The sequence below is a fragment of the Nonomuraea dietziae genome (assembly GCF_014195505.1).
In the GTDB taxonomy this organism is placed as follows: Bacteria; Actinomycetota; Actinomycetes; order Streptosporangiales; family Streptosporangiaceae; genus Nonomuraea; species Nonomuraea roseola.
Genome location: NZ_JACIBV010000002.1, coordinates 858,696 through 879,497, shown reverse-complemented (window position 1 = coordinate 879,497; position 20,802 = coordinate 858,696). Strand labels below are relative to the sequence as shown.

The window sequence follows — 20,802 nt, the reverse complement described above, 5'->3', positions numbered from 1 at the left end:
ATCGTAAAGAGAAAGGGGAGGAGGGGGGAGGCCCAATGACCGTGTGTGATCGGGCCTCCCGCGCCCTCAGCTGAACTCGGCGAGCGTGCGCTCGGCCTCCTCCAGCCACGAACGACGGGCCGCCAGCGCCTCCTCGGCGTCCTGGACGTCCTTGGCCCGCCCCGCGGCCTGGGCCTTGCCGAGCTTCTTCTCCAGCTGCTCGATCGAGGAGCGCAGCTGGTCGACGGTGCTCTGGGCGCGAGCCCTTGCCTCGGGGTTGGAGCGCTTCCACTCCGCCTCCTCGGCCTTGCGCACCGCGTCGTCGATGCGGCGCAGCCCGCCCTCCAGGCGGTCGCGCTGCTCGCGCGGCACGGGGCCGACGGCCTCCCAGCGCTCCAGCATGGAGCGCAGCGCGGCGCGCGCGGCCCTGGCGTCGGTGACAGGAAGGATCTTCTCCGCCTCGGCCAGCAGCACCTCCTTGGCCTCCGCGTTGGCCGCCAGTGAGGCGTCACGCTCGGCGAAGACCGCCGAACGGGCCTGGAAGAACTGGTCCTGGGCGGCCTTGAAGCGACCCCACAGCTCGTCCTCGACCTCGCGTGAGGCCCTGCCCGCCGACTTCCACTGCTGCATGAGCTCGCGGTAGATCGCGGCCGTCTGCCCCCAGTCGGTGGAGTCGGCCAGCGCCTCTGCCTCGACGACGATGCGCTCCTTCTGGGAGCGGATGCCCTCGCGCTGCTCGTCGAGCCCGGCGAAGTAGGCCTTGCGCCGCTTGGCGAAGGCGGTGCGGGCGGCCGACAGCCGCTTCCACAGCGCGGCCTCGGTGACGCGGTCGATGCGCTCGGCCGTCTTCCACTCCTCGACCAGCTGGCGAAGGCGCTCGCCGCCGGACTTCCAGTGCGTGGTCTCCTCGGCGATGCGCTCGGCCTCGGCGACGATGCGCTCCTTGATGCCCTTGGCCTCGGCCCTGGCCACGTCGCGGGCGGCCTTGACCTCCTCACGGCGCTTGGCGACCAGCTCGGTCAGCGCGTCGAGCCGCTGAACCAGCGCGCCCAGGTCGCCGACGGCGTGCGCGTCGGCCACGGCCTCGCGCAGCTTGACGATGGTGGCCTCGGCCTGGGCGGGTGCCAGGTCGGTGCCCTTGACGCGCTGCTCGAGCAGCTGGACCTGGCCCGCCAGCTCGTCGAACTTGCGGTGGAAGTAGGCCAGCGCCTCTTCGGGCTCACCGGCCTGCCAGGACCCGACGGCCCGCTCTCCCTCGGCCGTACGCACGTAGACGGTGCCGTCGTCGTCTACCCGGCCCCACGGGTCGGTGCTCACCGTGTCCTCCCGCACTCTCATCAGACCCTTCGGGGACTACTGCCCCTAGTTGTATTACGTCAGCTCTTGGCAGAGATTGTCACGTCTTTGATTTCGACCGTCTCCTTGGGTGCGCCGGTGCCGTCAGGACCAGGAGCGATGACACCCGCCTTGTTGACCTTGTCGAGAATGTCGAGACCCTTCGTGATGGTACCGACAGGCGTGTAATCGGGGGTCAGCCCGATGTCGCCGTACACCAGGAAGAACTGGCTGCCGGTGGTTCCGGGCTCGCTCGTCTTGGCCATCGCCATGACGCCGCGCTTGTAGGTCGCGCCCTCGAGGTTCTCCTCGGCGAGCCGGTAGCCGGGGCCGCCCTGGCCGTCGGACTGGGACTTGCCGTTCGCCTTGGCGGTCGGGTCGCCGCACTGCAGCATGGGGAACTGCGCGCTGCCCAGGCGGTGGCACTTGCTGCCGTTGTAGTACTTCTTGGCCGCCAGGTGCTTGAGCGAGTTGACCGTGCAGGGGGCCTTGGCCCCGTTGAGCTCGACGACGATGTCGCCCTGGCTGGTCTTGAACGTCATGACCGCGTCCTTGGCCTCGGCCTTGGCCGGCGGGAGCCCGACGTCCTTGACCGCGCCGCTGGTGTCGGGCAGGTAGCCGCACTCGCCCGTCGCGGGGTCGAACGGCTTGGGCCCCGCCGCGGCGGAGGTGGAGGGAGCGGCCGACGGCGACTCGGAGGCCGAGGAGCCGTCATTGCCGCCCAGCAGAGTGGTCGCGGCGATGACACCGCCCACGACCACGAGAACGCCCACGGTCGATCCGATGACGGCGGTGCGCTTCGCCTTCGCCTCACGCTCGGCGCGACGCTGCATCTGCCGCTCGAAGTGCTCACGTGCCAGCTGCCGCTGGCGGTCCTTGCCCGTGGACACCGCTTTGCCTCCCCTATCGAATCAACTGAGGTGGGCGAATCGTATCGGCCAACCGGTAATGGTTCGCAGCCCAGCGGCCAGCACCGGTACGCTTCGGTTACATTCTCATCCGCTTTCTTGACGAGACTCAGCCGAGGCAATGCTCATCGCAGGCTTCCCCGCAGGGGCGTTCCAGACCAACTGCTACCTCGTGGCGCCCGCCGCCGGCGAGGAGTGCGTGATCGTCGACCCCGGCCAGGACGCGGTCGAGGGCATCGACGACCTGCTGCGCGAGCACAGGCTGAAGCCAGTGGCGGTCCTTCTCACCCACGGCCACCTCGACCACGTCTGGTCGGTGGCTCCCGTGTGCGGCGCGCGCGAGGTTCCCGCGTGGATCCATCCCGAGGACCGCCACCTGCTGAGCGATCCCTCCGCCGGATGGTCGCCCACCTCGAGCCAGCTGTTCGGCGGCATCACGCTGAGCGAGCCCGACGACGTGCGCGAGCTGTCCGACGGCGCGGTCGTCGACCTGGCGGGCATGGAGTTCGTGGTCGACCACACCCCCGGCCATACCAGGGGGTCGGTGAGTTTCAGGCTGCCCCCGGAGGAGATCATGTTCTCGGGCGACCTGCTGTTCGCCGGCTCCATCGGCCGCTCTGACCTGCCGGGCGGCGACTACCCGACGATCCTGCGCAGCCTGGCGGCCACATGCCTGCCGCTGCCGGACTCCACGGTCGTCCTGCCGGGCCACGGACCGCAGACCACGATCGGCCGCGAGCGCGCCACGAACCCTTATCTCAAAGAAGCCGCGCCGCACGCCGGTCCCACACGAGGGATCTGATGACTTTCCAATCGCCCAAGGGCACCTACGACCTGTTGCCACCCGCCTCCGAGCGCGTCCTCGCGGTCCGCGAGGCCCTCGCCGCCCCCGTACGGCAGGCGGGCTACGGCTACGTCGAGACGCCCACCTTCGAGGACACCGAGCTGTTCAAGCGCGGAGTCGGCGAGTCGACCGACGTCGTGTCGAAGGAGATGTACACCTTCGACGACAAGGGCGGCCGTTCGCTGACCCTGCGCCCCGAGGGCACCGCCTCGGTGGTGCGGGCCGTCCTGCAGCACAACCTGCACAACGGCCAGCTGCCGGTGAAGCTCTGGTACTCCGGCAGCCAGTACCGCTACGAGCGCGCGCAGAAGGGCCGCTACCGCCACTTCTGGCAGGTCGGCGCCGAGGCGCTCGGAGCCGAGGACCCCGCGCTCGACGCCGAGCTGGTCGCGCTGGCATGGCGCGGCTTCGCGAGCCTCGGGCTGAAGGGCGTCACGCTGCTGCTCAACTCCCTCGGCGACCAGGTGTGCCGCCCCGTCTACCGGGCCGCGCTGCAGGACTTCCTGCGCGGCCTCGACCTCGACGAGGCCACCCGCGCGCGCATCGAGATCAACCCGCTGCGCGTGCTCGACGACAAGCGTCCCGAGGTGCAGGAGCAGCTCGAGGGCGCGCCCCTGGTCGCCGACCACCTCTGCGCGGCCTGCAAGGCCTACCACGAGGAGGTCCGCACCCTGCTGACCGCCCTGGGCGTGCCGTTCACCGACGAGCCGAAGCTGGTGCGCGGGCTCGACTACTACACCCGCACCACCTTCGAGTTCGTCCACGGCGGGCTCGGCTCGCAGTCGGCCGTCGGCGGCGGGGGCCGCTACGACGGGCTCAGTGAGATGCTCGGCGGCCCCGCGCTGCCCAGCGTCGGATGGGCCCTCGGCGTCGACCGCACCTACCTGGCCATGGAGGCCGAGGGTCTGCTCGACGAGGCTCCGGCCGCCCGCGTCCAGGTGTACGGTGTCCCGCTGGGCGAGGAGGCGCGCCGCCGGATGTTCCTGCTCGTCGAGGAGCTGCGCGCGGCGGGGCTCCGCGTCGACATGGCCTTCGGCGGCAAGGGGCTCAAGGGCGCGATGAAGGGCGCCGACCGCTCAGGCGCCAGGTTCGCGCTGATCCTGGGCGAGCGCGACCTCGCCGCGCAGGCCGTACAAGTGAAGGACCTGACCACCGCAGAGCAGACCGAGGTGCCGCTGGCCCAGGTCTCCGACGTTTTGAAGGGAAAGCTGCAGTGATTCGCACGCACAAGGCCGGTGAGCTCCGAAAGGAGCACGCCGGGCAGCAGGTGACGCTCGCGGGCTGGGTGGCCCGCCGCCGTGACCACGGCGGGGTCGTCTTCATCGACCTGCGCGACGCCTCGGGCTCGGCGCAGGTGGTCTTCCGCGAGGAGGACGACGCGCACGGCCTGCGCGGCGAGTACTGCGTGAAGGTGGTCGGCGAGGTCAGGATCCGCCCCGAGGGCAACGCCAACCCCGAGCTGCCCACCGGCGAGATCGAGGTCGTCGCCACCACGGTCGAGGTGCTGAGCGAGGCGGCCCCGCTGCCGTTCCCGATCGAGGGCAACACCGAGGTGTCGGAGGAGGCGCGGCTGCGCTACCGCTACCTCGACATCCGCCGCGCGTCGGTGGCCAACGCCATGCGCATCCGCTCCAAGGCCACCTACCTGGCCAACGAGGTGATGAACGAGCACGGCTTCGTCTACGTCGAGACGCCGACGCTCACCCGCTCCACCCCCGAGGGCGCGCGCGACTTCCTTGTGCCCGTACGGCTGCAGCCGGGCAACTGGTACGCCCTTCCGCAGTCGCCCCAGCTGTTCAAGCAGCTGCTCCAGGTCGCCGGCCTCGAGCGCTACTACCAGCTGGCCAAGTGCTACCGCGACGAGGACCTGCGCGCCGACCGCCAGCCCGAGTTCACCCAGATCGACGTCGAGATGTCCTTCGTCGACCAGGAGGACGTGATCGCCATCGGCGAGGCGCTGATCGGCAGGATCTGGAAGGAGATCCTCGGCTACGAGATCCCCACGCCGCTGCCGCGCATGACCTACGCCGACGCGATGGCCCGCTACGGCTCCGACAAGCCCGACCTGCGCTTCGGCCAGGAGCTCGTCGACGTCACCGAGTTCTTCAAGGACACCACCTTCCGCGTCTTCCAGGCCGACTACGTCGGCGCGGTCGTCATGCCGGGCGGCGCCTCACAGACCCGCAAGGAGCTCGACGGCTGGCAGGACTGGGCCAAGTCCCGCGGCGCCCGCGGCCTGGCCTACGTCCTGGTCCAGCAGGACGGCACGCTCGGCGGCCCCGTCGCCAAGAACCTCTCCGCCCAGGAGAGCGAGGGCCTGGCCGGCTTCGTCGAGGCCAAGCCCGGCGACGCCATCTTCTTCGCCGCCGGCGCCCGCAACGCCTCGCGCGACCTGCTCGGGGCGGCCCGCCTGGAGATCGGCCGCCGCTGCGGCCTCATCGACGAGTCGCAGTGGTCGTTCCTGTGGGTCGTCGACGCCCCCATGTTCGAGGAGGACGGCGAGGGCGGCTGGACCGCCGTCCACCACCCCTTCACCGGGCCCAAGCCCGAGTGGGCCGACAACTTCCAGGACCACCCTGGCGAGGCGCTGGCCTACGCCTACGACATGGTCTGCAACGGCATGGAGATCGGCGGAGGCTCGATCCGTATCCACCGCGCCGAGATGCAGCAGCGCGTCTTCGACGTGCTCGGCATCTCCAAGGAGGAGGCCGAGTCGAAGTTCGGCTTCCTGCTCGAGGCGTTCAAGTACGGCCCGCCCCCGCACGGAGGCATCGCCTACGGCTGGGACAGGATCTGCATGCTGCTGGCCGGCGGCGAGTCCATCCGTGACGTGATCGCCTTCCCGAAGACCGCCTCCGGCTTCGACCCGCTGACGGGCGCTCCCACGCCCATCACGGTCGACCAGCGCAAGGAGGCGGGGGTCGACGCCAAGCCCAAGGCCGAGGCGTAGACCACCAAAGACGCCCACCCACGACTGCGGCCACGTTCCCAAGGGGCCCCACCGCAGTCGTGGGGTGGGCCCCTTGGGGAACGCCCCGAAGGGGGCCCCGGCCATACCGGCGGCCCCGGTGCGGGTGAGGTTCAGAAACGGATCGGCAGCCGGGACAGGCCGCGCACGACCGAGCCGGTCAGCCGGCGGCTCAACTCCTCCTCCGCGCATCCAAGAGCCAGCTGCGGCAGCCGCTCCAGCAGGGTGCCGATGGCGATCTGCCCCTCCAGCCGGGCCAGCGGCGCGCCCAGGCAGAAGTGGATGCCGTGCCCGAAGGCGACGTGCCTGTTGTCGGTGCGGGTGATGTCGAGCCGGTCCGGCTCGGCGAAGACCTCGGGGTCGCGCCCCACCGCGCCGATCGAGACGTGCACCATGGCCCCACGCGGGATGCGGGTGCCGGCGATCTCCAGGTCCTCCGAGGCGAAGCGCGGGGTGGAGCGCTCGACGGGGCCGTCGTAGCGCAGGAACTCCTCGATCGCGTTGGGCAGCAGCTCGGGCTTGGCGCGCAGCAGGTCGAGCTGGTCGGGGTTGCGCAGCAGCGCCAGCACCCCGTTGCCGATCAGGTTGACGGTCGTCTCGTGACCGGCGATCAGCAGCAGGCTGAGCGTGGAGATGAGCTCCTTCTCCGTCAGCTCCTCCATCGCCACCAGCGCGCTGATCAGGTCGTCGCGCGGCTCCTGCCTGCGCTCCTCGCACATGCGGCGGAAGTAGGCCGTCGTGGCGCGCGCCGCGGCCCTGCGCCGCTCGACCTCCTCCGGCACGAAGGTGGGGTTGACCAGCAGCGACGACCACTCACGGAACTGGTCGCGGTCCTGCGAGGGAATGCCGAGCAGCTCGCAGATCACGATGATCGGCAGGGGGAAGGCGAACTCGTCGATCAGCTCGGCGGCGCCGCCCTCGAAGCCGTCGATCAGCTCGTCGGTGATCGCCTGGACACGCGGGCGCAGCTCCTCGACCCTGCGCGGGGTGAAGGCCTTGGAGACGATCCGCCGCAGCCGCGTGTGGTCGGGCGGGTCGACCGAGAGCATGTTGGAGTCGAAGAGGATGTCGTCCTCGGTGGCGATCGCCTTGAAGTAGTCGCCGAAGCGTTGCATGTCCTTCGACAGGCGGGGGTCGTTCAGCGCCGCCCTGCCGTGCTCGTGATCGATGATCAGGTACGCGTCGAAGCCGGGAGGGAAGTCGATCGGGAAGATCGGCCCCTGCTCGCGAAGAGAGGCGTAGACGGCGTAGGGGTCCCTGCTGAACTCGGGGGTGAAAAGGAACTCGAACGGTAGTTTCTCCGGCACGGCAGCCACCCTAGATCGCTATCGGAAGGGCAGCCAGCGATCTCAGGATGGAGCCGCTGAAGCGCCAGCTGAGCTGCTCCTCGGGGCAGGCCAGCCTGATGTCGCCGAGCCGGGCGAGCAGTGAGCCGAAGGCGATCTGTCCCTCCATGCGCGCGAGCGGCGCGCCGAGGCAGAAGTGGAGGCCGTGGCCGAAGCCGACGTGCCTGTTGTCCTCGCGGGCGACGTCGAGGCTCTCGGCCCGGTCGAAGGCCTTCGGATCACGGCCCGCCGCGCCGATGGAGATGTGCACGAAGCTGCCCTTGGGGATGGGGGTGCCGGCGATCTCCATGTCCTCGAGCGCGATGCGGAAGGTCGCCCGCTCGACGGGCGCGTCGTAACGCAGGAACTCCTCGATCGCGTTCGGCAGCAGCTCGGGCTTGGCGCGCAGCAGGTCGAGCTGGTCGGGGTTGCGCAGCAGGGCCAGCATGCCGTTGCCGATGAGGTTGACGGTGGTCTCGTGGCCGGCGATCAGCAGCAGCGCCAGGGTGGAGAGCACCTCCCGCTCGCTCAGCTCGTCGCTGGTCACCAGCACGCTCACCAGGTCGTCGGTGGGAGCGGCGCGTCGTTCGGCGATCAGGCGGGTGAAGTAGGCGCGCAGCGCGTCGCTGGCCTCGTCGCGGCTCCTGGCCAGCTCCTCGTTGACGGCCGGCGTGACCAGCGCCCCCGACCACCTGCGGAAATCGGCCCTGTCACGGTCGGGCACGCCCAGCAGCTCGCAGATCACGATGATCGGCAGCGGGAAGGCGAAGGCGTCGATCAGCTCGACGGTGTCGCCCTCGAAGGCGTCGATCAGCTCGTCGGTGATCGCCTGGACGCGCGGGCGCAGCCGCTCGATCCTGCGCGGCGTGAACGCCTTCGAGACCACCCGCCGCAGCCGGGTGTGGTCGGGAGGATCCGACATCAGCATGTTGTCGCCGAGCACGGGGTTCTGCTGCGAGATGGCCTCGCGGAACCACTCGGGTCCGCTGGCGAGGTTCTTGGACAGGCGCGGATCGTTCAGCGCGGGCCTGGCGTGCTCGTAGTCGACGACCACGAACGCGGACGCTCCAGGAGGGAAGTCGATGGCGTGGACGGGTCCTTCGGCCCGGAGCCCGGCGTAGACCGCGTAGGGGTCGGCGCCGAACTCCGGGGAGAGGAAGAACTCAAACGGCAGCTTGTCGCTCACAGCTCCAGCGTGCCCCCGCGGCGAGTGGCGCAGGCGGCGGTGTGAGCTGAATCACTACGACAGCTGGACGTCCTTGATGACGACGGGCTGCTTCGGCACGGTCGTGCCGCCGTCGCCCGTGACGTCGTTGGGGTTGACGATCAGGTCCTTCTCGCCCGCGGCGAGGCCCAGCATCATGTCCATGCCCTCGCTGATGACGCCGAGCACGCTGTACTCGGCCGGCACCTGGGTGTTGTCGTCGGACAGCGAGATGGCGAACTGGCTGCTGTTCTGCCCGGCCGCGCCCGACGGCTGGGAGATGAACACCACGCCCTTGCTGAGCGGGATGCCGACGTTCTCGTCGCCGTAGGTGAAGCCGGCCGTCCCCTGGCCGTCGGTCGGGTTGAGGCCGTCGGCCTTGGCCAGCGGGTCACCGCACTGCAGAAGGTGCACGCCGGACACGTCGGGCGTGACCAGGCGCTGGCACTTGGTGTTGTCGAAGAAGTTCTTCTTGGCCAGGAAGTTCATGGCGTTGACCGAGCACGGCGCCTGCTCGGTCATCAGGTCGATGACGATCTTGCCGCGGTTGGTCACGATGGTCATCTGCTTGAGCTTCTTGTTCGGCTTCTTGCCCGGCAGCCCGACGTACTTGAAGGGAACAGTCGGGTCGGTCTCCTTCTTGTAGGTGCAGGAGACCGGGCCCGTCGAGACCGAGGGCGCGGCCGAGGGAACCGCGGGCACTGAGGTGCTCGCCGAGGGCGAGGCGGAGGGCGTGTCCGCCGCGACGGGGGTCGCGTCGCTCTTGCCGAGCATCGTGGTGGCCGCGATGATGCCACCCGCCACGAGCGCCACCGCCACGCCCGCGCCGATGAAGGTGTTCCGCTTGGCCTTCGCGGCCTGCTCGGCCGCACGCTGCGCCTGCCGCTCCTTGTGCTCCCGAGCCAACTGGCTCTGGCGGTCTTCGCCGCTCACCGGTATTTCCTCCACGTTTGCCGACACATGACCAAACTGCTCCGCGCATGCTACCGGGGTTGGGAATGTGCTGGACGTAAGTGGCGCAAGGGGCCTCTGAGGTGGAGGTCCTGAGAAGTAAATGAGAAACGCGTCTCGGCGAACCCCGGCGTGATGAGATCCGTTGTCGATACGAGAACGGAGTTACTGACGTGTTCGACGAAATCATGGGCCTGCCCGCGCATCCGCTGATCATCCACTTCGCCGTGGTGCTCACGCCGCTGCTTGTCGCCGCCTCCATCGCCTACGCCCTCGTGCCGCGCTTCCAGCCGTACCTGGCGTGGGCGGTGGTGCTGCTCTCGCTGGCCGCGCCCGCGGCGGTCTTCGCCGCGCGGCAGAGCGGCGCGGCGCTGAAGCAGGCGCGTTTCGCCGAGGTGGAGGGGGAGCTCGGCCAGAGCATCGCCAGTCACGAGAGCTTCGCCACGCCGCTGCTTCTCAGCACGATCGGGCTCGGCGTCGCCTCCCTGTCGATGGTCTACCTGTGGCGGGCCAAGCTGCGGGTGCCCGCGTGGGTGCTGTCGGCGGTGAGCGTGGCGCTGGCCGTGGTGGCGGGCTACTACGTCTTCCGAGCAGGGGATTCGGGCGCCAGGGCGGTGTGGGGCCTGTAAGCTCCGTTTGTGGAGAGTCTGTTCGATTCTGCCGCTGAGGAGGCCACCCCACAGCCCCTGGCGGTGCGGATGCGCCCGCGCACCCTCGACGAGGTGCTCGGTCAGCGTCACCTCCTCGGTCAGGGCACGCCGCTGCGCAGGCTCGTCGAGAGCGAGGCGCCGATGTCGCTGTTCCTGTGGGGTCCCCCCGGCACCGGCAAGACGACGCTCGCCTACGTCGTGGCCGGCGTCACCAAACGCCGCTTCGTCGAGATCTCCGCGGTGTCGGCGGGCGTGAAGGACGTGCGGGCGGCCATCGACACCGCCCGCCGCGAGCTCGGCATGACGGGCAGGCAGACCGTCCTGTTCGTCGACGAGGTGCACCGCTTCAACAAGGCCCAGCAGGACGCCCTGCTGCCCGCCGTCGAGAACAGGTGGGTCACCTTCATCGGCGCCACCACCGAGAACCCCTTCTTCTCCGTCATCTCGCCGCTGCTCTCACGCTCGCTCCTGCTGACGCTGGAGTCGCTGTCCGACGACGACATCCGCGCGGTCCTGCGGCGGGCCGTCACCGACGAGCGCGGCCTGGCAGGCCGCAACACGCTCGCGCCCGAGGCTCTCGAACACCTCGTACGGCTGGCGGGCGGCGACGCGCGCCGCTCCCTCACCTACCTCGAGGCCGCGGCCCTGCTGGCCGACGACATCACCGTCGAGGTCGTCGAGAAGGCCGTCGACAAGGCGGCCGTGCGCTACGACAGGCAGGGCGACCAGCACTACGACGTCATCAGCGCCTTCATCAAGTCCATGAGGGGTTCCGACGCCGACGCCGCGCTCCACTACCTCGCCCGCATGATCGAGGCGGGGGAGGACCCGAGGTTCATCGCCCGCAGGCTCGTCATCTTCGCCTCCGAGGACGTCGGCATGGCCGACAACACCTGCCTGCAGACCGCGGTGGCCGCCGCACAGGCCGTGCAGCTCATCGGGCTGCCGGAGGCGGGCATCAACCTGGCCCACGCCGTCATCCACTGCGCGCTGGCACCCAAGTCCAACGCGGTGGTGAAGGCCATCGGCGCGGCCTCCGACGACGTGCGGCGCGGCCTCATCGGCCAGGTGCCAGGCCATCTGCGCGACGCCCACTATCCGGGCGCCGCCAAGCTCGGTCACGGCAAGGGCTACAAGTACCCCCACGACTTCGAGCACGGCCTGGTCCGCCAGGACTACGCCCCTGAAGAGACGCGCGAGCGCCGCTACTACGAGCCCACCAGGCACGGAGCCGAGGCGGGCCTGTTCGAGCGGTGGTCCAGGATCCGCGACTTCCTGCGCGGCCAGCCGTGACGCTGCACCACGTCGAGCTGTGGGTGGAGTCGCTGGAGAAGGCGCTGCCCGGCTTCACCTGGCTGTTCGGCAGGCTGGGCTACACGCCGTTCCAGGAGTGGGAGCACGGTCGTTCGTGGCGGTGCGGGCAGACCTACATCGTGATCGAGGAGTCGCCCGCGGCGCTGCGCGTGCCGTACGACCGCATGCGTCCCGGCCTCAACCACCTGGCCTTCCACGCCGACGACGTCGACGCGATGGTGGAGGAGGCGGGGGCGCACGGCTGGCGGCTGATGTTCGCCGACCGCCACCCCCACGCGGGCGGTCCCGCCCACTACGCCGCCTACCTCGAGAACGAGCAGGGCTTCGAGGTCGAACTGGTGGGCGGCGTCCGGGCGTAGTGCGGGGAAGGCCGCGCCAGGACGCGATAGGGTCTTCTCCATTCCAGAACGCCAACGGGGACGGATCCGCTGATGCTGACCGCAGGAGAACTGGCCGGGCTGATCGTCGCCATGGGCTGGGCGATCCTCGTCTGCTTTCTCGCCATGGTGCTCGTCAAGCTCGCCCGGCTGCTCAGAGAGACCACCAAGCTGGTCTCCGACCTGAACGACAGGGTCGTGCCGCTGCTGGAGGACATGAGCATGACGGTCAACGAGGCCAACAGGCAGCTCGTCACCGTCGAGGCCATCACCAGAGACGTCAAGCAGGTCAGTGGCCACGCCGCCAAGCTGAGCGCGGTCACCCAGACCATCTTCACCGGGCCGCTGATCAGGGTCTCCGCGCTGAGCCACGGCGTACGCAGGGCCATCGAGGCCCGCAGGCACCCGCGCGGCGGGCGGCGGCGATGATCAGGCGGCTGTTCTACATGGCGCTCGGCGCGTTCGGCGCCGTCTGGGTGATGCGCAAGCTGCAGGCGCTCAAGCCCGATCATGTCGCCCGCAGGGCGGCCGACAGCGCGAACGGCATGCTGCTGCAGGTGAGAGACTTTACCTCGGACGCGCTCGGCGAGGCCGCCGACCGCGAAATGGAGTTGCGCTCCCGCTTCGGGCTCGACAACCCTGACAACACCCACTAAAGCAAAGGATGGCCGCTGTTATGGAGTCGGCAGAGATCGCCCGCCGCTTCCTGCGCTTCTTCGAGGAGCGTGGGCACAAGGTCGTGCCCTCGGCCAGCCTGATCGCTGAGGATCCGACGCTGCTCCTGGTGCCTGCGGGCATGGTGCCCTTCAAGCCGTACTTCCTGGGGCAGCGCAAGCCTCCGGCGGCCCGGCTGGCCAGTGTCCAGAAGTGCGTGCGCACCCCCGACATCGAGGAGGTGGGCAAGACCACCCGTCACGCCACCTTCTTCCAGATGCTCGGCAACTTCTCCTTCGGCGACTACTTCAAGGAGCAGGCGATCCCCTTCGCCTGGGAGCTCCTGACGAGGTCGGAGTCCGACGGCGGCTTCGCCTTCCCCGAGGAGAAGCTGTGGGTGACGGTCTACCTCGACGACGACGAGGCGATCGACATCTGGCACAACAAGGTCGGCGTGCCGATGGAGCGCATCCAGCGCCGCGGCCTCGAGGACAACTACTGGCACATGGGTGTGCCGGGTCCCGGCGGCCCCTGCTCGGAGATCTACTACGACCGCGGCCCCGAGTACGGCAGGGACGGCGGCCCGGTGGCCGACGAGGACCGCTACCTCGAGGTCTGGAACAACGTCTTCATGCAGTACCAGCTCAGCGCGGTACGCAGCAAGGTCGACTTCGACGTCGCGGGCGAGCTGCCGGCCAAGAACATCGACACCGGCATGGGCCTCGAGCGCATGGCGACGATCCTGCAGGGCGTCGACAACCTCTACGAGATCGACACCACCTACAAGATCCTCGACAGCGCCGCCGAGCTCACCAAGACCCGCTACGGCCGCGACCCGCGCGCCGACGTCAGCCTGCGCGTCATCGCCGACCACGTTCGCACCGGCACGATGCTGGTCGCCGACGGCGTCATGCCCGGCAACGAGGGCCGCGGCTACGTCCTGCGCCGCATCCTGCGCCGCTCCATCCGCAACCTGCGCCTGCTGGGCTCGGGCGACGAGCGTTACATGCACGAGCTCACCGAGGTCACCATCAACGCGATGGGCGAGACCTACCCCGAGCTCAAGGTCGACGCGCCGCAGATCCACGCCGTCATCGACGCCGAGGAGGCCTCCTTCCTCGGCACGCTGCGCACCGGCACGGCGATCTTCGACGTCGCCGTCGAGGAGACCAAGCGCAAGTCGGGCACCACGCTCTCCGGCGACCAGGCCTTCAAGCTGCACGACACCTACGGCTTCCCGATCGACCTCACCCTGGAGATGGCCTCCGAGCAGGGGCTCAAGGTCGACGAAGAGGGTTTCAGGCGCCTGATGAAGGAGCAGCGCGAGATGGCCAAGGCCGACGCCGCGGCCAAGAAGACCGGCAACGCCGACATCTCCGTCTTCGGCCAGCTGCTCGAGAACGCGGGCAAGGTCGAGTTCCTCGGCTACGACCAGACCAGCGCCGAGTCCAGCGTGGTCGGCATCCTCGTCGACGGCGCCTCGGTGCCGGTGGCCGGCGCGGGCGCCACGGTCGAGATCGTGCTGGGCCGCACGCCCTTCTATGCCGAGGGCGGCGGCCAGCTCGCCGACCATGGCCTGCTGCGCACCTCGGGCGCCGAGGTCGACGTCCTCGACGTCCAGTCGCCCATCAAGGGCCTGGTCGTCCACAGGGGCAGGGTCCGCGTGGGCGAGATCCGCGTCGGCGACGAGGTGCAGGCCGAGGTCGACGTCGAGCGCCGCAAGGCGATCTCGCGCAGCCACAGCGCCACCCACCTCGTGCACCGCGGCTTCAAGAACGCGCTCGGCGAGACGGCCGCCCAGGCGGGCTCGGAGAACTCTCCCGGCCGCTTCCGCTTCGACTTCACCGCCGCCGGCGCCGTGCCGCCCAGCGTGCTGCGCGACGTCGAGGACGAGGTCAACGCGGTCCTCATCAACGACCTCAAGGTCAACGCCTTCTACACCTCCCAGGCCGAGGCCAGGGCGATGGGGGCGCTGGCCATGTTCGGTGAGAAGTACGGCGACGAGGTCCGCGTCGTGGAGATCGGCGACTACTCCCGCGAGCTGTGCGGCGGCACCCACGTCCACTCCTCGGGCCAGCTCGGCCTGGTCAAGGTGCTCGGCGAGCAGTCGGTCGGCGCGGGCGTGCGCCGCGTCGAGGCGCTGGTCGGCATCGACGCCTTCCGCTTCCTGGCCCGCGAGTCGCTGCTGGTCGCCCAGGTGACCGAGCAGCTCAAGGTGCGCCGCGAGGAGCTGCCCGAGCGCATCGAGGGCATCGTCACCAGGCTCCGCACCGCGGAGAAGGACCTCGAGAAGCTGCGCTCGGCCCAGGTGCTCCAGATCGCCGGCGAGCTGGCCGCACAGGCCCATGACCTGCACGGAGTCTCCGTCGTCACCCACCGCGCGCCTGATGGAACAGGTCCGGACGATCTGCGTAAGCTCGCGCTTGACGTGCGCGGCAGGTTCCCTGGCGACCGTCCGGCGGTCGTCGTGCTCGCCGGCGTCCCCTCCGACCGCCCTGTGGTGGTTGCCGCGGTCAACGAGGCGGGACGCGAGCGAGGGCTCAAGGCCGGACGACTGGTCGGCGTCGCCGCCAAGGCTCTTGGGGGTGGCGGTGGCGGCAAGGACGATGTCGCGCAGGGCGGAGGCACCCGTCCTGAGGCGATCGACGAGGCGTTGCGCATGGTCGCTGAGACCATCGCGGGGCAGCTCGCCTGACATGAGGTTCGGCGCGAGACTCGGCGTCGACGTCGGGTCGGTCCGCATCGGCGTGGCCCGCAGCGACCCTTCGGGGATGCTGGCCACGCCGGTAGAGACCGTCAGACGCGGGCCAGGCGACCTCGACCGCATCGCCGTCCTGGTGGCCGAGCACGAGGCGATCGAGGTGATCGTCGGGCTGCCCACCTCATTGTCGGGACGTGAGGGGCAGGCGGCCGCTCTGGCCCGCTCCTTCGCTTCCCAGCTGGCCGTACGGCTGGGCGGGGTTCCCGTGCGGTTGTTCGACGAGCGGCTGACCACGGTGGCGGCGCAGCAGGGGCTGCGGGCCAGCGGGGTGAAGGCCAAGAAGCAGCGCTCGGTCGTGGACCAGGCGGCGGCCGTCGTGCTGCTGCAGGACGCGCTCGACTCCGAACGCGCCACGAGCAGGCCACCAGGCAGACCTGTCGATCCGCCCCCCGTGGCGGACGACGGGTCCGCCCTGTGAGCGGCCCGCCCCCCGACAACGATCCCCGCGAAGCCGCCGCCACCCCACCTGACGGCGGCTTCGCACCTGATGCCGCCACCCCACCTGACGGCGGCCCGGAGAACACCGAAGCCCCGGCCGTCTCCTCACCCGAGCACGCGGGCTCTTCGCACGACCCCTCGGCAGCGAACGAGGCGGCGTCCCAGGACGATGACGAGGCGGATGGCTCGGCCGACGTCATCCCCTTCGACAGGCCGGCCGTCGAGGAGGAGCAGGAGGCGCCAGGCGAGAGCGAGGCGGTGGCCGGCCAGAGCCAGGCGGCCTCCGAGGACGAAGGCGGGCGTAGAGGCAGGTCGTTGCGCAAGGCCGGGATGCTGGCCGGTGGTGCGGCCGCCTGCATGCTCGCCCTGGGCGTGGCCGGGTTCGTGTGGCTCAAGCCGTACCTCAGCCCCGACGACTTCGAAGGCGCGGGAGCGGGCGCGGTGACGGTGCGCATCATGCCGGGTGCCAGCGCGGGAGACGTCGGCGCGGTCCTGGCCGACGCGGGCGTCGTCGCGAGCGCGAGGTCGTTCGTGAACGTCGCGCAGGAACGTTCCAAGGCGGGCAGCCTGCACCCGGGCCACTACCGGCTGCGCAAGGGGATGGCCGCGGGCGCGGCGCTCGACCTGCTTCTGTCCCCGCACTCGCGGGTGGTCAGGCGGGTCACGCTCCCCGAGGGCATGCGGGTGCCCGAGGCGCTCCCGCACCTGGCCAGGCAGGCGGGGATCCCGCTCAAGGACCTCCAGGCCGCCAAGCCGTCCGCTCTCGGCCTGCCGGGTTACGCCCGAGGACTCGAGGGCTTCCTCTACCCGGCGACGTACGAGGTCGACCCGGGCACCACGGCGGCCGACCTGCTCAGGCGGATGGTGAGCAGGTTCAAGGAGGCGGCCCAGGCGATCGGGCTCGAGGCGCGCGCAGCCGAGGTCCACCTCACGCCGCTGGAGGCCGTCACGGTGGCGAGCCTCGTGCAGGCGGAGGGCGGAAGGGACACCGACTACCCGAAGATCGCTAGGGTGATCTACAACAGGCTCAAGGGCGGAACCCCTCTCCAGCTCGACGCCACCGTGACGTACGCACTGGGCAGGAGGACGCTGAAGGTGTCGCTGAAGGACACCAAGGTTCGCTCGCCGTACAACACCTATCGGCACAAGGGCCTGCCTCCAGGGCCCATCGCCAATCCGGGAGAGAAGGCGCTGCTGGCGGCGTTGCATCCCGCGGAAGGTGACTGGTACTGGTTTGTTACGACGGACCCGGAGCATAGAATCACGAAATTCACCGACAAAGAGAGTGAGTTCGTGAGATACCGGGAAGAGTTGAACGATTACCTCGGGACGCATTGATGCTCATAGGGACACCCCCCGTCCCGCCGAGCCCCCGGCCCGGGCCCGGGGCGCTCGCGCTTCCCGTATCCCCTAGCATGGCTACGCACCGTGATCTCCGCTGGTCATCGCCCCAAGGCTGGCGGATCCCCCCGTTCGGCTCGGTAACCCCCACCGGTTTGGCACAACCCCTTGACGCCAGGCCGTTCCTACCGGGAGATTGGCCAGCGCACCTATGAACGATCTCGACATGGACTTCCTGCTCGGCGCCGAGGACGACGAAGGTCGGACCCGGGGCCGCTCTCGTGATTCCGCCAAGTCGCCCCGCGGGCGACGCCGGCGCAGGCGCCGCAACCGAGGTGGATTCCTCGCCCCCCTGCTCGCGATGATCGTCCTGGTCGGCATCATCGGCGGCGGCGGCTACTACGGCTACCTGTGGCTCAGCGACGCCCTGGTGCCCGACGACTTCAAGGGCCCCGGCACCGGCCAAGTGGTGATCGAGGTCAAGGACGGCCAGAGCGCCTCCGACGTCGCCAAGACGCTGCAGGCCCAGGGCGTCGTGGCCAGCGAGCGCGCGTTCACCAACGCGATCGCCAGCGCGGGCAAGAGCTCGGCGCTGCAGCCTGGCCAGTACACCCTCAAGAAGGGCATGTCGGCCGCCACGGCCGTCGATCTGCTGGTGTCGGGCAAGAAGCTGCAGAACACCGTCCTGATCAAGGAGGGCGAGCGGCTCAGCTCGGTCATCGCCATCCTGGCCAAGCAGACCAAGAAGCCGGCGGAGGAGTTCTTCGAGGCGGCCAAGGACAAGGAGGCCATCGGCCTTCCCCGCTACGCCAGAGGGCTCGAGGGCTACGCCTTCCCCGCGACCTACCAGTTCGAACCGAACGCCTCGGCCACCCAGATCCTCACGCAGATGGTCGACCGCTACACCCAGGCGGCAGGCAAGACCAACCTGGAAGAGGCGGCCAAGCAGCTCGGCCACACGCCCGCGGAGATCATGACGATCGCGAGCATCGTGCAGGCCGAGGCGGGCACCCGCGAGGACATGCCCAAGATCGCGGAAGTGATCTACAACAGGCTCGCGCTCAAGCCGGCGATGAAGCTGCAGATGGACAGCACCGTCATGTACGCGCTCAAGAAGTACGCCATCGAGGCCAGCAACGCCGACCTGAAGAGCACCTCGAAGTACAACACGTACATGTACCAGGGCTTGCCGCCCGGGCCGATCGGCAACCCGGGCGAGCACGCGATCGAGGCCGCGCTCAACCCGAGCGAGAGCGGCTATCTGTACTTCGTGACGACGGACCCCAAGAACAAGGTCACGAAGTTCACCGCGCGCGAAGACGAGTTCTGGAAGCTCAAGGCGGAGTACGAGCGCAACAAGTAGCCGCTCCCGCGGGCGAGCCGAGTCTCGCCCGCGAGCCTTCCGCAGCGGCAGCCCCGGGCCCGCCCGCGCGCGCTCCCTCACCCAGCCGCGGGCCCGCCCGAGAACGTTCCCTCACAGCCGCGGGCCCGCGCGCGAACGTTTCCACACGTAACCCGCGGGTTCGCGCGCGGGCGTTTCTTCACAGAGCCGCCGGTGCGCGCGGGCGTTTCCTCACAGAGCCGCCGGTGCGCGCGGGCGTGCCCTCACGAAGCCGCCGGTGCGCGGCGCGGGCGTCCTGCTCGGCTGTACGGCAAGCCGTCATGCTCCCCGGTGGTCACCGCTGACCGTCTGCCCGGCCGACGCTCCTCGGGCGCGACGCTGACCCACCGTCACGTCGTCCGCGAAGAGGTCCACGCGGAGCGGCCGCCCGCTTCGTGAGGGCGGCCGACTGCCCCCCTCGGCCTCCACGCCTCGTCCGCCGCTCGCGCCCTCCGCCCAGGACCTTCTCCCTGGATCGCCCTGACCTCGCCCGCAGACCTCCACGCCTCGTGCGCCGCTCGCGCCCTTCGCCCAGGACCTCCACCCCTGGCTCGCCCTCACCTCGCCCGCAGAGGCCGCGTGGCCTTCGGGTGTCCGTGACGGCGGCCGGCCACGTGCGCTCGGTGAGGCGTATCCCTGGAGGGAGCCCGGCCCCGTGACCACGGTGGCGCCAGGGGGCCCTGCCGTACAGGGGTGGGGTTGTGACACAGACGCGGGCGGCCACGGCTGTTCGGGCGGGATCGGGTGGGGGCGGTAGAGTCCTGTGGATTGGTCAGCGTGGGGGAGGAGCGGGGCGTGCGGACGACGGGACGGGCGGCGGTGCTGGGGTCGCCGATCGCGCACTCGCTCTCGCCCTACTTGCACAGGGCGGCCTACCAGGCCATGGGCCTGACCGGCTGGACCTACGAGGCGCACGAGTGCGACGAGGCGCGGCTGCCTGCCCTGCTCGACTCGGCCGACTGGGCGGGGCTCTCGCTGACGATGCCGCTCAAACGAGCCGTGCTCCCGCTGCTCGACACGGTCTCCGACCTGGCCGTCGAGGTGGGCGGGGCCAACACGGTGGTGTTCACCGACGGGGTGAGGCACGGCGACAACACCGACGTCTACGGAATCGAGCGGGCCCTGGGCGAGGCCGGGGTGCCCGCGCCCGGCTCGGCGCTGGTGCTGGGCGCGGGCGCGACCGCCGCCTCTGCGCTGGCGGCCCTGCGCAACCTGGGCCTGCGGACCGCGACGCTGGTGGCGCGCGACCCCGCGAGGGCGGGGGAGACGATCGAGGTGGCCGAACGGCTGGGAGTGGCCCTCGCGGTGGCGTCGTTCGACAAGCTCGAGGCGCTGCTGGAGGTCGACCTGGTGGTCTCCACGCTGCCGGGCGGCGCGGCCGACTCCTTCGCCGGTCAGCTCGCGCGCGTGCCCGCGCTGTTCGACGTCGTCTACGCCCCGTGGCCGACCCGCCTGGCGGCCTCGGTGGAGGCGGGAGGCGGGAAGGTGGTCGGCGGCTTCGCGATGCTGCTGCACCAGGCGGTCAGGCAGGTGGAGTTGATGACGGGCCGCCTGGACGTGCCGGTCGAGGCGATGCGCGCGGCGGGCGAGGCCGAGATCCTCAGACGGGCCACTCGAACGGGTTGACGACCTCAAGGTCCAGCCCGGCGAAGTCCTTGGTGTTGCGAGTGGCGAGCGTCCAGCCGTGGGCGCGCGCCGTGGCACCGATGAGAGCGTCGATCACCGGCACGGTCCGCACGGCGTTGAACCTTCCCCACTCCTCGGCCACTTCGGCGGTGACGGGGGTGATCCGCAACCCGAACTCGTTCTGCAGCCGCGAGAGCCAGGACTCGAAGGCCGCGGCCTGCGCGGGATCGCGTCGCCGCGTCTGTTCGACGCCTTTGCGGATCTCGCCGAGGACGAGAACGCTCGTGTGAAGTGTTGGGCCGTTGACGGTCTCGAGCCAGGCAGTGACCTGCGGGGCACGCCGGCGCTTGGTCATCTCGGAGATGACGTTGGTGTCGAGCAGGTAGTTCACCAGTCCACTCCGAAGTCGATCTCTCGTGGCAGATCGCGCGAGCGGGTGAGGTCGAGTGTGCTCAGGTCGGGCCCCGACATGAGGAACTCCTTGAAGTCCGGCTCGCCGCCCTTGATCCGGCGGTACTCTGCCATGTCGAGGATGACCGCCACCTCGTCCCCGTGCCTGGTGATGATCTGCGGCCCCTCGTCGTGCGCCTTACGCACCACCTCGCTGAAGCGCTGCTTGGCTTCCTGCAACTGCCACGAACCCATCATGGCCTCCTGTCTAGTCTGTCTAGATAGTAGCTCTCACCGATGTCGGTGCGGGGGAGAAGGAGGAGACGGGATGATTCGGCGCACGCGCGTGGTTGTGG

At 70.0% G+C, this 20,802-nt stretch carries 20 protein-coding genes; 13 read left to right on the top strand and 7 right to left on the bottom strand.

Translation table 11 applies throughout. The annotated features are described in order from the left end of the window. Positions 1-66 precede the first annotated feature (66 nt). Both FHR33_RS46845 and FHR33_RS46840 read right to left on the bottom strand, forming a co-directional pair. Entirely contained in the window at positions 67-1,317 is a 1,251-nt protein-coding gene (locus FHR33_RS46845; protein ID WP_183662159.1) for a DUF349 domain-containing protein, read from the bottom strand. Positions 1,318-1,355: 38 nt separating this feature from the next. Beyond that, positions 1,356-2,204: a peptidylprolyl isomerase gene (locus tag FHR33_RS46840; protein ID WP_312896091.1), complete on the bottom strand. Its 849-nt coding sequence runs from the start codon at positions 2,202-2,204 to the stop codon at positions 1,356-1,358. Between the two features lie 139 nt (positions 2,205-2,343). Here FHR33_RS46840 and FHR33_RS46835 point away from each other — a divergent pair, with 139 nt between their 5' ends. From FHR33_RS46835 to aspS, 3 genes are read left to right on the top strand one after another with little or no spacing between them, the layout of a single operon-like run. Further along, positions 2,344-3,024, top strand: a complete 681-nt coding sequence (locus FHR33_RS46835) for an MBL fold metallo-hydrolase (protein ID WP_183662157.1) — start codon at positions 2,344-2,346, stop codon at positions 3,022-3,024. Next, positions 3,024-4,283, top strand: a complete 1,260-nt coding sequence (gene hisS / locus FHR33_RS46830; protein WP_221242577.1) for a histidine--tRNA ligase — start codon at positions 3,024-3,026, stop codon at positions 4,281-4,283. The genes FHR33_RS46835 and hisS overlap by 1 nt, the downstream gene beginning before the upstream one ends. Further along, the gene (gene aspS / locus FHR33_RS46825) at positions 4,280-6,016 is read left to right on the top strand and encodes an aspartate--tRNA ligase (protein WP_183662155.1); all 1,737 of its coding nucleotides are present in this window, start codon (positions 4,280-4,282) and stop codon (positions 6,014-6,016) included. Before hisS ends, aspS begins: the two co-directional genes overlap by 4 nt. Positions 6,017-6,147: 131 nt before the next feature. Here the strand turns inward: aspS and FHR33_RS46820 are convergent, their stop codons facing one another. The 3 genes from FHR33_RS46820 to FHR33_RS46810 are packed head-to-tail and all read right to left on the bottom strand — an operon-like array spanning position 6,148 to position 9,496. After that, positions 6,148-7,341 (bottom strand): cytochrome P450 family protein, encoded by a 1,194-nt coding sequence (locus FHR33_RS46820; protein WP_183662154.1) that lies wholly within the window; start codon positions 7,339-7,341, stop codon positions 6,148-6,150. A gap of 10 nt (positions 7,342-7,351) precedes the next feature. After that, entirely contained in the window at positions 7,352-8,545 is a 1,194-nt protein-coding gene (locus FHR33_RS46815; RefSeq protein ID WP_183662153.1) for a cytochrome P450 family protein, read from the bottom strand. 54 nt (positions 8,546-8,599) lie between these two features. Then, the gene (locus FHR33_RS46810) at positions 8,600-9,496 is read right to left on the bottom strand and encodes a peptidylprolyl isomerase (RefSeq protein WP_183662152.1); all 897 of its coding nucleotides are present in this window, start codon (positions 9,494-9,496) and stop codon (positions 8,600-8,602) included. A gap of 191 nt (positions 9,497-9,687) precedes the next feature. Between FHR33_RS46810 and FHR33_RS46805 the strand changes: the two genes are divergently transcribed. The 10 genes from FHR33_RS46805 to FHR33_RS46760 all read left to right on the top strand — a co-directional run bounded on the left by FHR33_RS46805 (position 9,688) and on the right by FHR33_RS46760 (position 20,056). Further along, positions 9,688-10,143 carry a DUF2231 domain-containing protein gene (locus FHR33_RS46805; RefSeq protein ID WP_183662151.1) on the top strand — a complete coding sequence of 152 codons (456 nt, stop codon included), beginning with the start codon at positions 9,688-9,690 and terminating at the stop codon, positions 10,141-10,143. Between the two features lie 69 nt (positions 10,144-10,212). Beyond that, entirely contained in the window at positions 10,213-11,457 is a 1,245-nt protein-coding gene (locus FHR33_RS46800) for a replication-associated recombination protein A (protein ID WP_246453869.1), read from the top strand. Then, the gene (locus FHR33_RS46795; RefSeq protein WP_312896090.1) at positions 11,454-11,837 is read left to right on the top strand and encodes a VOC family protein; all 384 of its coding nucleotides are present in this window, start codon (positions 11,454-11,456) and stop codon (positions 11,835-11,837) included. Before FHR33_RS46800 ends, FHR33_RS46795 begins: the two co-directional genes overlap by 4 nt. Positions 11,838-11,909: 72 nt before the next feature. Continuing rightward, positions 11,910-12,284: a DUF948 domain-containing protein gene (locus tag FHR33_RS46790; RefSeq protein WP_183662147.1), complete on the top strand. Its 375-nt coding sequence runs from the start codon at positions 11,910-11,912 to the stop codon at positions 12,282-12,284. Further along, positions 12,281-12,511: a hypothetical protein gene (locus FHR33_RS46785; RefSeq protein WP_183662145.1), complete on the top strand. Its 231-nt coding sequence runs from the start codon at positions 12,281-12,283 to the stop codon at positions 12,509-12,511. Before FHR33_RS46790 ends, FHR33_RS46785 begins: the two co-directional genes overlap by 4 nt. Positions 12,512-12,531: 20 nt before the next feature. Next, complete coding sequence (alaS, locus tag FHR33_RS46780) at positions 12,532-15,204, top strand: alanine--tRNA ligase (protein ID WP_183662143.1); 2,673 nt, start codon at positions 12,532-12,534, stop codon at positions 15,202-15,204. Between the two features lies 1 nt (position 15,205). Continuing rightward, positions 15,206-15,688 carry a Holliday junction resolvase RuvX gene (gene ruvX, locus FHR33_RS46775; RefSeq protein WP_183662142.1) on the top strand — a complete coding sequence of 161 codons (483 nt, stop codon included), beginning with the start codon at positions 15,206-15,208 and terminating at the stop codon, positions 15,686-15,688. Then, a complete protein-coding gene (gene mltG / locus FHR33_RS46770; protein ID WP_312896089.1) occupies positions 15,685-17,046 on the top strand; it encodes an endolytic transglycosylase MltG in 1,362 nt (453 codons plus the stop codon). The genes ruvX and mltG (FHR33_RS46770) overlap by 4 nt, the downstream gene beginning before the upstream one ends. Positions 17,047-17,260: 214 nt before the next feature. Next, positions 17,261-18,412, top strand: a complete 1,152-nt coding sequence (mltG, locus tag FHR33_RS46765; RefSeq protein WP_183662141.1) for an endolytic transglycosylase MltG — start codon at positions 17,261-17,263, stop codon at positions 18,410-18,412. An 813-nt stretch (positions 18,413-19,225) separates the two neighbouring features. Further along, positions 19,226-20,056 (top strand): shikimate dehydrogenase, encoded by an 831-nt coding sequence (locus FHR33_RS46760; protein ID WP_183662140.1) that lies wholly within the window; start codon positions 19,226-19,228, stop codon positions 20,054-20,056. On the opposite strand, the gene FHR33_RS46755 is transcribed toward FHR33_RS46760, so the two are convergent. Both FHR33_RS46755 and FHR33_RS46750 read right to left on the bottom strand, forming a co-directional pair. Further along, positions 20,031-20,447 (bottom strand): type II toxin-antitoxin system VapC family toxin, encoded by a 417-nt coding sequence (locus FHR33_RS46755; protein WP_312896088.1) that lies wholly within the window; start codon positions 20,445-20,447, stop codon positions 20,031-20,033. The genes FHR33_RS46760 and FHR33_RS46755 overlap by 26 nt on opposite strands. Continuing rightward, on the bottom strand, positions 20,444-20,704 hold the full coding sequence (locus FHR33_RS46750) for a type II toxin-antitoxin system Phd/YefM family antitoxin (RefSeq protein ID WP_246453728.1): 261 nt from the start codon (positions 20,702-20,704) through the stop codon (positions 20,444-20,446). The genes FHR33_RS46755 and FHR33_RS46750 overlap by 4 nt, the downstream gene beginning before the upstream one ends. Positions 20,705-20,802 lie beyond the last annotated feature (98 nt).